8 protein-coding genes are annotated in these 11,265 nt (G+C 38.8%); all 8 read left to right on the top strand.

Annotated elements, in window-relative coordinates:
- Positions 1-350 precede the first annotated feature (350 nt).
- The 8 genes from AC1D69_RS17505 to AC1D69_RS17470 all read left to right on the top strand — a co-directional run bounded on the left by AC1D69_RS17505 (position 351) and on the right by AC1D69_RS17470 (position 11,186).
- On the top strand, positions 351-2,378 hold the full coding sequence (locus AC1D69_RS17505) for a methyl-accepting chemotaxis protein (RefSeq protein ID WP_495457434.1): 2,028 nt from the start codon (positions 351-353) through the stop codon (positions 2,376-2,378).
- A gap of 56 nt (positions 2,379-2,434) precedes the next feature.
- Positions 2,435-3,340, top strand: coding sequence for an acetolactate decarboxylase (gene budA / locus AC1D69_RS17500; RefSeq protein WP_495457433.1), 906 nt, complete (start codon positions 2,435-2,437; stop codon positions 3,338-3,340).
- A gap of 311 nt (positions 3,341-3,651) precedes the next feature.
- Complete coding sequence (locus tag AC1D69_RS17495; RefSeq protein WP_495457432.1) at positions 3,652-5,046, top strand: extracellular solute-binding protein; 1,395 nt, start codon at positions 3,652-3,654, stop codon at positions 5,044-5,046.
- A 125-nt stretch (positions 5,047-5,171) separates the two neighbouring features.
- Positions 5,172-6,056 (top strand): carbohydrate ABC transporter permease, encoded by an 885-nt coding sequence (locus AC1D69_RS17490; RefSeq protein WP_495457431.1) that lies wholly within the window; start codon positions 5,172-5,174, stop codon positions 6,054-6,056.
- Positions 6,056-6,886 (top strand): carbohydrate ABC transporter permease, encoded by an 831-nt coding sequence (locus AC1D69_RS17485; RefSeq protein ID WP_495457430.1) that lies wholly within the window; start codon positions 6,056-6,058, stop codon positions 6,884-6,886. The genes AC1D69_RS17490 and AC1D69_RS17485 overlap by 1 nt, the downstream gene beginning before the upstream one ends.
- A gap of 24 nt (positions 6,887-6,910) precedes the next feature.
- Positions 6,911-8,740, top strand: a complete 1,830-nt coding sequence (locus AC1D69_RS17480) for a cache domain-containing sensor histidine kinase (RefSeq protein WP_495457429.1) — start codon at positions 6,911-6,913, stop codon at positions 8,738-8,740.
- Entirely contained in the window at positions 8,733-9,518 is a 786-nt protein-coding gene (locus AC1D69_RS17475) for a response regulator transcription factor (protein WP_495457428.1), read from the top strand. The genes AC1D69_RS17480 and AC1D69_RS17475 overlap by 8 nt, the downstream gene beginning before the upstream one ends.
- A gap of 60 nt (positions 9,519-9,578) precedes the next feature.
- Positions 9,579-11,186: a glycoside hydrolase family 3 protein gene (locus tag AC1D69_RS17470; RefSeq protein ID WP_495457427.1), complete on the top strand. Its 1,608-nt coding sequence runs from the start codon at positions 9,579-9,581 to the stop codon at positions 11,184-11,186.
- Positions 11,187-11,265 lie beyond the last annotated feature (79 nt).

Genomic DNA, 11,265 nt, shown 5'->3' with positions numbered 1-11,265 from the left:
AGTTCCTGAATGAATTATCAACAGTTTTGTGAAAGTAATTAATTGCACTAGATACTATTTTTGGTTTTTTAATTGACCAAAACCACTATTTTAGCAGGTTTTTTTAAAAAAAGAATTAAATTGAGAACAGAAATATTTAGGATATGTAGACTCTTTTAAGAAAAAAGCTAAATTATATAGGTCATAGTGCCGATAATAATTTTAGATTATTATATAGGTCATAGTGCCGATAGTAATTTTAGATTAGCAGACTAGCACGTAGACATCACTATAGGATACGGTTTTTAATGGGCTGCTCTAAAAATTGGGTAGCTCTTTTTTATTTATATAAAAAGAGGAGAAGTTACTAGATGAAGAACAAAGAGCTATTCAAGTTTAAATTTAAGATTGGCCAGAAGTTATTCGCTGTATTTTTACTCTTGGTGTTGTTATCAAGTGTAGTAGGAGGTGTTTTTTCTTATAAAACTTCTGTAAGTTCTTTGGAAACTCAATTATTAGCATCATCTGATACTCAGCTAGAACAATTAACCATGATTGTAGATAGAGTTGTAATTCCTGTTATGAAAGATACGGATATACTGGCCAGAACGTTGTCAACTCCAACGGCAGCTAACATGACTCCAGTTCAGGGAATGAATTATGCTACAAATGCTGAAGTACAAGCTATTTTAAAAGAATTTAAAGCTGTACATAACGATGATACAGAGGTCATAGGGATCGGAACTTCTGCAGGGCTATTTGCATTAGAACCGCAATCTAAGTTGGCCGATGATTTCGATACACGTACTAGGGTCTGGTTTACGAAAGCTATGGAGCATAAAGGGGAAGTTATTATTTCTGATCCTTATGTTTCTGCCGGCTCGGGCAACATCGTTATTACTCTAGGTAAAACTACGAATGATAATAAGAATGTTGTTGCTGTTAATTTATCGCTAAAGAAATATTTAACGGATACGATTAATTCGCAGAAAATAGGGCAACACGGTTACGCATACGTAGTAGATAGTACAGAGAGAATTCTTACACATCCAACAATTGAGGCTGGAACTGATTTAACAGAAGATGTAAATAATAAATTAATATTTTCGTCTACATCTACCACGGGAACAATAAAGACTAAAGTAGATGGTGAAGATGCAAGATTAATCTACAAAACGAATGAATTAACGGGTTGGAAAGTTATCGGTGTTCTATTTGATAGTGAATTAGATGAACTGAAGGTTCCTATCATCAAGAACACCGTAATTGTTATTATCGGATCGTTGGTGCTATTAATCATAGTAATCAATGTTACAAATAGACACATCATTCGTCCTATTCAAATCATTACACGGACTGCTGAGAATTTAGCGACTGGGGATATTTCACAGAATATCATTCCACTAACAACGAAAGATGAAATCGGTGACTTGTCTAGAGCGTTTCAAAAGATGACTGTACAGTTCAGACAACTCGTAAGTAATTTAACGGAAAGTACACAGGGTCTGTACCACGCTGCTGATGTACTGAATGAAGAAATTACGTCCACAGCTAGTGCTTCTTCTCGTATCTATGATATGAATAAGCAAGTTACAGACGGTTCGATTATTCAAGCAGAGAGCACTAAAGAGATATCACGTGCTGTACAAGAGAGTGCGATCGGAATAAATAACATTGCTTGTAGTGCTTCTGAAATCAGTGACATATCGGACCAAACATTCAGAACTGCAGATAAGGGAAACTCAAGCATTGTACAAACCATGTACCAGATGAATTCTATTGACGAATCCCTAAAAAGCTCTTCTGAAGCGGTCCAGTCATTAATGGATAAGGCGAAGGAAATTGGAACAATAGCAGCTATTATAAATAGTATTTCAACAGAGACTAACTTACTATCCTTAAATGCTAGCATAGAAGCGGCTAGGGCTGGTGAGTCAGGAAGAGGATTCTCTGTCGTAGCTAATGAAGTTAAGAAACTATCAGGTCAATCCGCAGAGGCATCCAAACAGATCAGTGGATTGATTACTGAGATAAACGATAAAACAAGGATAACCGTTGATTCTCTAATAAAAATGAAAACAGAAGTAAGTAGTGGTATCACAATGAGTACAAGTGTAAACACACTATTCTCAGGGATTATGGAGAATATGTCCAAACTAAATCATGAGATCCAAGGGCTAAGTGCAACATCTGAAGAGATTGCAGCTAGCTCTGAAGAGATTAGTTCATCAGCAGAGCAATTGTCCAGTATATCTAGTTCTAACTCATCTAACTCACAAAATGCACTTATAGATACTCAGACACAGAAGAACTCCATTACACGTATTAACGAACAAGTTAACATGGTGATTCAAACAGCCGAGAAGGTAAAACATGACGTACAACAGTTTAAAATCTAGTACTAGTTAGTACGGCGAAAGCCTTTACTATAAATAATTCAATGGAGGTTTTACACATGAAGAAAAAGGCAGTAGTAGCATCACTCGCATCACTAGTTCTAGTTGGTTCCATAGGAGCAACGGTATTCGCCAGTTCCTACAACACACAGGATGATAAGAAACCAGGGCAAGCTGTTTCTGACAAGAACAACAAGAACGACAAGAAAGATAAGAAAGATAAGAATCACAAGCATGATAAGGACGTTGTGAAATCAGATAGTTTATTCCAGTACTCTACAATTAATGCGCTTATGAGTGGTATATTTGATGGAGACATTACACTTAATGAAGTTGCTGAACACGGAGATCTTGGTCTAGGTACTCTTAATGGTGTAGATGGTGAGTTAACCATTCTGGACAACAAATTCTATCGTTTCGATAATAATGGTGTAATGTCTGAAGTGAGTGGTACTACGAAGTCTCCTTTTGTTGTTAGTACAAACTTCGATATTGATAAGACTGCAACGATCACTAACGTAACGAATGCAACAGATTTATCTGAAAAACTATCGGCGCAATTGGATAATAAGAATAATTTCTATGCATTCAAAATGCCAGTAACGTTATCATATCTAAAAACTCGTTCAGAAGCTAAGCAAGAGCGTCCTTACCCTCTACTTAAAGATGTATTAGCGAATCAATCAGAGTTTGAATATAAGAATGTAAAAGGAACCTTTGTTGGATTCTATACGCCTAACTATGCAGCAACAATCAATGTCCCAGGATTCCATTTCCATTTCATCAGTGATGATAAAACCCTTGGTGGTCATATCCTTAACCTAGCGTTTGATACTGCGGATGTACAATTCGATTCTATTAGTCAATTCGAAGTAGAACTTCCACAATCAAAAGAATTTGCTAACGCAGATCTAACGAAGATTGAACTTCAAGACGTTCTTGATGTTGAAGGCGATCATAAGTAATATGGTTTTGTTCTATTCATAGTATTTGCAAAAGTAAGGACCCTTATTAGATAAGGGTCCTTTTCTTTAAAATATAAGAATTTATAAGTATTTCTGCTTATAAATAGGATTATATTTCACCGCTAAACGTTTCATCGCCGCTAAAGGACGGCGATGCCGTTTATGCTTGTAGAAGTGTGTATGGATTCTCTACTCTGTCATGATTAGATGAATTTATCCCTGTGTTTAGCAGAATAGCGTCCTTCCTAGATCGCTAGGAGGTGCTATAGAATAAAGAGGTAGTTAAGAAATGATCTAGGGGGGATAAGACAATGAAGAAGAAAAGAAATTTAATGATGTTAATGTCATTGTGTTTTGTGGTATCGCTTACAGTGTCCGGTTGTGGGAACAGTAACAATAAGACTGCAGAAGAAAGTGCCAGTACAACGCCAACAACAGAGGCGAAAAAGGAAGAGACGAAGAAGATTGAACCCCTTGAAATGACAATTCGGCATACACAAGTAGGTGCAGACAAACAAAAACGTTATGCGATACTTAAAGATGTTCTGTCAAAGGTTGAAGCAGACGTGGAAGGACTGAAATTTAAACCAGACGGTGTTGAGTCGGATGTGAACCGTAAGGAGAAACTTCGTGGTGAAATGGCAGCAGGCAATCCACCAGACATCTTCGATTTATTTGGTAGCCCTGATTCCAAGGTCTATGCTAAAGAAGGCAAATTGCTTGATCTAACCCCTATCCTAGAAGAACTCGGAATTAAGGATAAATTCAGCTCATTGGATCCGTTTACGTATGAAGGCAAAATATATGGATTACCGATCGGTGGTTCGGGTGAGGGATTCTTCTATAACAAAGAATACTTTGATAGTAAGGAGCTGAAAGTACCTACAACATTAGCTGAATTAGATCAGATCCTAGAGACGATCAAAGCAGATGGTAAAGTTCCAATGGCAGGTGCCTCTAAAGCTGGATGGGTACCACTAATGCTGGCCAATCAGTTATGGTCTCGATATGCGGGAGCAGATGTAACATCCAAATTCACAACAGGCGAAGCCAAGTGGAGCGATCCCAATGTCGTTCAAGGGTTTGCTAAGTATAAGGAATGGGTAGACAAAGGTTACTTCAAAAAAGGTGAGCTCGGATTTGAATATGCAGAATATACAACTCAATTTACTAGTGGTGAAGCGATTCTTCTATATGACGGAACATGGAAATCGTCTGTATTCAAAGCAGGGGAGTCCGGTGAGAAAATGATTGGAAAGGTTGGATTCTTCAATCTTCCTCCAGTTGACGGAGGTACTGGGGATCAGACATCACTTATGCGTGACGTGAACAATGGTTATGGTTTCTCTGCAGAAGTAGAGAAGGATCCACGTAAGTTAGAAGCTGTAAAGTCCTTTATTAAGAATCTATATAATGAAGAGATGCAAATTCGTGGTGTGGTTGAAGATGGCGTATTACCTGCTATGAAGATCGATGCAGCTGTACTTTCTGCAAGTATTGAAGATGATTTAATGAAACAAATTGTAGATGTTCTGAATGCTGCAGAGACTTCATTTCCTGCATTTGACTCTCTAGTTCAAGCCGATGTAACGACTGAAATCAGTAATATTCAAATTCAGAAGCTGATTGGTCAACAAACAACACCTGAGAAAATGGGAGAAGCTTTACAAAAGATTCAAGAAGAAGCTAACGCTTCTGAACAATAGAAATATAGTAATCATCTGTGTGCCCCAGGATAGAACTGGGGCACACGCTTTCTACATAATGGAAATCATCTCATAACCAATATAATGACATCTTTCCGGATGAACTCCGGGTTGGGAGGCACCTCATGAACAAAGCGTTACGAAGTCCTGTATTATACCTTCTGTTTATACTTCCCTGTCTAATCTTATTCTTTATGTTCTTCTTATACCCGATCTTTAGTGCAGTCAAATATAGTTTTACGAATTGGAATGGGGTATCAGAGGCTCCGAAATACATCGGATTTGATAATTTCACCAAAGCATTAACAGAGGAGAGATTCTGGAGTGCAGCGAGAAATAACGGATTCTTTATCCTCTTTTCCGTGTGTATTCAGGTTCCATTAATTGTTTTCTTCTCCCTCCTTATCGCTAATGTGAAGAAATTCAAAGGTTTATATAAGACGGCGGTCTTTTTACCATCCATCATGTCTACGGCTGTCATCGGTATTCTTTGGGGGTTCATCTATGAACCAAACATTGGACTTCTGAATAAGGTTATAGGCGTCTTTGGAATAGAACCCTTGTATTGGTTATCCGATGAGAGATACGCCATGCTCTCTATCCTCATTACAAACGCCTGGCAATGGACAGGATTCTATATCGTAATGGTTCTGGCAGCTATTCTCTCGATCCCTAGGGAGCTTGATGAGGCTGCAGCAATCGATGGAGCATCCGGTATACAACGTGCTTTTTCGATTACGTTACCTTTAATCAAACCTATTATATCGGTAGTCGTTATGCTCTCCATGGCCGGTGCTATGAAAGCAGCAGATATTGTTATCGTTATGACGAAAGGTGGACCCGCAGGATCTACCGATGTATTAGCAACGTATATGATTAAATATGCGATTACAAACTTTAAGTATGGCTACGGGAATACCATCGCGGTTCTAATCTTCATCTTTACACTTATCTTAACTGCTGTATACCAACTGATTGTTGCACGTCGTACTGAAAGGATTGAATACTAATGTTTAGGCTAACTAAAAGGTTGTTGCCCCATTTCATTCTTATGTCCTACTTGTTAGTTATTCTTTTTCCATTCCTCTTTGTAGTTTTCTCATCGGTCAAAAAGGATAATAACTCGATCGCTCTTAATCCGTTTGGTATACCCAAACAATTTGAATTTGGTAATTATGTAGAAGCATGGGTTAATGCGAAGATTAGCACTTATTTTTTCAACAGTATGTATATCTCTATTGTGTCTGCTATCGTATCCATTCTGATTGCTTCCATGTTTGCTTTCGCCGTGACAAGGATGCGTCATTTCAAGATTAGTCAGATTCTAGCGGCGATGATTCTAGTAGGGATGCTGATCCCTAATAATGCCTTGATGCTTCCTATTTACTTGCTTGTCAAAAAAATCGGTATTCTTAATACACACTGGGCGCTGATTATTCCTTATATAGCCAACGCACTTCCATTCTCTGTGATTATTCTGTCCGCATTTATGAAGTCTTTGCCTAGTGAAATTGAAGAAGCTGCAGTGATGGATGGCTTGTCTGCTAAGGGAATTTTTGGTAGGATTATAGTTCCTCTTACCATTCCAGCAATGGTTACTGTGTTTATCGTAAACTTCCTCGACAACTGGAATGAATTCTTGTTGGCTAATTATTTTCTATCAGACGATGCGCTCCGAACGCTCCCCGTGGGGATGGTTCAGTTCCGTGATCAATATCAAATGAACTACGCACAAATGTCCGCTGGTATCGTATTCAGTGTTGTTCCAGTCATTGTAATCTATGCTATTCTTCAGGAAAAAATTATTGAAGGTGTTACAGCAGGAAGTGTAAAGGGATAATCCTCTAGAGAATGGAAGTTGCGTATGAATTTGCGCGTTAAGTTATTACTAGCATTCGTAATACTCATTATCGTTCCTATGTGTATCTTGGGTGTTGTCACCTTCATGGTAACCTCTAATTCTATAGAAGAGAAGTACAGCCGCCAGACGGAATATTCACTCAAAGCCATCAGTTATAGCATATCAAGTGTTTTTAAACAGATGGATAACGTTACGGATAGCGGCATTGGTACTTCTGTTTTTCATATGGCATTAAGTGGGAAGGACCCGAACAAACAAGATCTCAGCGCTACGGAACAGTTACATTTAAATGCAAGTCAGCGTAGCTTCCGGAATTTGCTCTATAATCATCCATCGATTAGTTATGCTTTCCTTTACAATTTACATCGAGATAATAATATTGTTTCTATTTTTAATAAAGAAGATTTCAAAGCTATGACATTCGATAAATTCAAACAACAACCTCTATTTAAAGAAGTAATGGATCTCAATGCGGTGCCTAAATGGCTTGCCCCTCATGAATATCCGGAAATTACAGGTACGGAGCCGGTGTTTACCCAGATCAGACTTATTAAAGAAGTTAGTACGCTCAAGAACATTGGCATTCTCGTTGTACAAATTAAGAGCTGGGATATTGAATCTATTTTTCGAAATCTATCGTTAAATCAGACCGTTGGATTCACACATTTCATGCTAGTGAACGATGATGGCTTAATCTTATTCGACCCCATGCAGTTGTTAGATGGTCAGAAAGTTCAGAACCTTATGAATCAACCTGTTCATTTCGGAGATGGGTATCAGAGTTTTAAGGCATCTTTCAATCAACATAATAGTATCGTGTCTATGTACCATCTTAAAGAATACCCTTGGAGTATTGTATCTGTTACGTCATGGAATTCCTTATCTAAGGAAACGTGGGTTTTTGCCCGCTGGTTTATTGGTATAACATTGCTGTGCCTATTGACTGCTATTACTTTTAACGTCGTATTTATGAATCGAATTACCGGTACTATTGCTGTGATTGTGCGCTTTATGCGTAGGGTAGAGGGTGGCGATTTCAAAGTTCGTGTTGAAGACAAGGGGAAAGATGAATTACATGTGTTGTCCAAGGGGTTTAATGATCTTGTAGATAAAATCAATCTTTTGTTCACACAGGTGAAAAAGGAACAGAAACAGAAGAACCAAGCTGAACTACGTGTACTTCAAGCGCAGATCAAACCTCATTTTCTATTTAATACGCTGGAATCGATCAATGTGCTAGCCATTCAGAATGAAGGGGCCAAAGTCAGTGAAATGGTCTATCGCCTAGGCAGTATTCTTAGAATTAGCATTCAAGGGAAGGAAGTTATTCCTTTAGAGACAGAAATTGAACATTTACGAAGTTATTTAGAAATACAGAAATTTCGTTTTGAGGATATTTTTGATTATGAAATAGATGTTCCCAATGATCTGCTAAAAAGAAGTATACTCAAGTTAACACTTCAACCGTTGGTAGAAAATAGTATTCAACATGGGTTTGCAGGTATTTCATATACAGGAATGATACGCATAAGTTGTTGGACTGAACAAGGAAAATTGATTCTCCAAATTGAGGATAACGGAGTTGGGATTAGTCAGGAGCAGCTTCTCGCCTTTGAATATATGCGCTCCGATCAGAGTGAAGAGATAGAAATGGCATATCCACGTAGTCCAATTGAGCATGAACGTAGAGGGCTAGGCGTACGGAGTGTCGCTGATCGAATCAGAATTCATTATGGTGATATGTATGGTTTGTTCATTTGTTCTTCAAATAACACAGGTACAATCATTCGCTGTATTGTACCCGATGATGAATGGGGGAACTCGGATGCTTAAAGTTCTGCTAGTCGATGATGAAGCTCCAATTCTGAATAATCTAAAAAAGGTCATTCCTTGGTCTGAGTTAGGGATGGAAGTCATGGGTACTGCTCGTAATGGCCAGGAAGCCTTAGCACTTTATGAGGAGCAAGTTCCGGATATTGTTTTAAGTGATATTCTCATGCCCCTTATGGATGGACTAACATTCGTTGGAGAATTGAGAAAAAGAGGTTGCTCTGCTGAGGTGCTTCTTCTTACCGGGTATCAAGAGTTTGAATATGCACGACTTGCCATTAAATATAAAGTACGTGATTACATTTGTAAGCCTATACACTATAAGGATTTGGAAACTACACTTCGTCTTATTGGTGAACAATTGATCCATAGTCGAAAGTTAGATCCACTTCAATTTGCGGCAACCCATATGCACAATCAAGAACTTAGCGAGCCAACCAAGAAATCTTCACAACATCTGATGGCAGAGGCCATTACATATATAACGAGCAGGTTAGATAAGGATTTAGGTATTGAAGAACTTGCTGGACATTTAGGGATAAGTTCTAGTTATTTCTGCCTTCTATTCAAAAACCACCTGGGTATCACATTTGTTGAATATGTAACCAATCAGCGAATTGAAGCTGCTAAATATCTGTTAACACATAGTGATAAGAGTGTTACTCAGATAGGAATTAGTCTCGGATATCATGAAAGACGTTATTTCACGAAAGTATTCCAACGTTATACAGGGATGACTCCTTCAGACTATCGTGAACAAGTTAAGATCTCTGTTAATTAATCTCGATTATGCCTATCTATTCCCAATTCCCAATTCCTGAGCAAAGGTGTGTGATCATAAATGAAAGTGTCTAACCTGACATTGGAACAGAAAATCGGACAAATGTTTATCTGTGGATTTCATGACTTGGTACCCGATGATCATATTAACAATCTGATTGAGGAATATCACATTGGTGGTGTTATTTATTTCCGTCGTAACATCGATGAAATGGAACAGGTTGCTAAGCTGTCGGCATCACTTCAGGAAGTGGCTAAGAGCAGTCAGAATTTACCGCTGTGGATTGCCATTGACCAGGAAGGCGGAATGGTTACACGGATTGATCATAAGAGGATGAGTCGGATTCCAGGAAATATGGCCTTAGGTGCAACCGCTAACCCGGAATATACATACAAAGTATCAGCTATTAGTGCTGACGAGATGACTTCATTAGGGATCAATCTGAATTTTGCACCCTGTCTTGATATAAATAATAATGCACGTAATCCCATCATAGGGGTTCGGTCATTCGGAGAGGATGCAGATCAGGTTTCTGAGCACGGTTCTGCTGCGATAAGAGCATTTCAAGAGAAAGGCGTATCAGCAGGAGCGAAACATTTCCCTGGGCATGGAGATACAAGCGTCGATTCACATTATGGGCTAGCAGAAGTCTCACATGATAGGAATCGTCTAGATACTATTGAACTAAAGCCATTCGTTAGGGCCATTCAAGATGGCGTAGATATGATCATGACCGCACATGTTATATTTCCAGCGATTGAAACAGAGCCTATTCCAGCTACTTTATCCAACGCAGTATTGACTGGCTTACTACGTGAGGAATTAGGATTCGAGGGCGTTATTATTACGGACTGTTTAGAAATGCATGCGATCACTAAGTTCTTTGGAATTGCGGAGGGTTCGGTTAAAGCAGTGGAGGCAGGTGCGGATTGCATTCTTGTTAGTCATACATGGGACGATCAGACAAATGCGATTGAAGCTGTTAAAGAAGCCGTGCTCACCGGCCGAATTGACGAAAGTGTGATTGATCGAGCCGTTGAGCGTATATTGAAATTGAAAGAAAAACGTCTACATCATATAGCATCTGGCGATACGACTCTATTTTTGGAAAGAGGTCATAAACCGCAAATTGACAGCTTACTAAATGAGGTCGCCTGTAAAAGTATTACGATTGTCAAAGATGAAGGTCAGCTTCCTCTGAATACTAGCGAATCCGTTCTAGTCATCTGGCCAGAAGTAAGACAGGAGACACAAGTGGATGAACCTTGGACAGATGTTAAAACATTAGGACAGACGTTATCGCAATACATGCAAGAGGTTGAAGAAATACGGATTAGTGCAGAGCCTTCTCAAGTAGAGATTAACCACGTTGTTCAAGCCGCAGGAATGGTCGATCAAGTGGTCATCGTGACGTATACATCTGGAAGTGACTTGCCGGAAGGTCAGCGTCGAATCGTAGAACAATTGATGCAGCAGCATCATAAGCGCCTAATTGCCGCATCAACGCGTAATCCCTATGATCTAAACGATATCCCCGACATTCCTGCATACGTATGTTGCTACGAGAATACCCCATACTTTATAGAAGCTCTAGCTAGTATTTTAACAGGGGAAAGTAAGGCTGAGGGAACTCTACCCGTAAGTTTAATAGGGAGCGTTAAGCATTAGAATAAGGTGAAAGTATATTAGCATTAATTAAATATTACCAAAGAAAGAATCTGCCTGTTGTCTCAGGAAGATTTTTTTT

Source organism: Paenibacillus sp. Y301 (genome assembly GCF_059445505.1).
The sequence above is the reverse complement of the archived record's forward strand: the minus strand, read 5'-3'. Positions and strand labels throughout refer to the sequence as shown.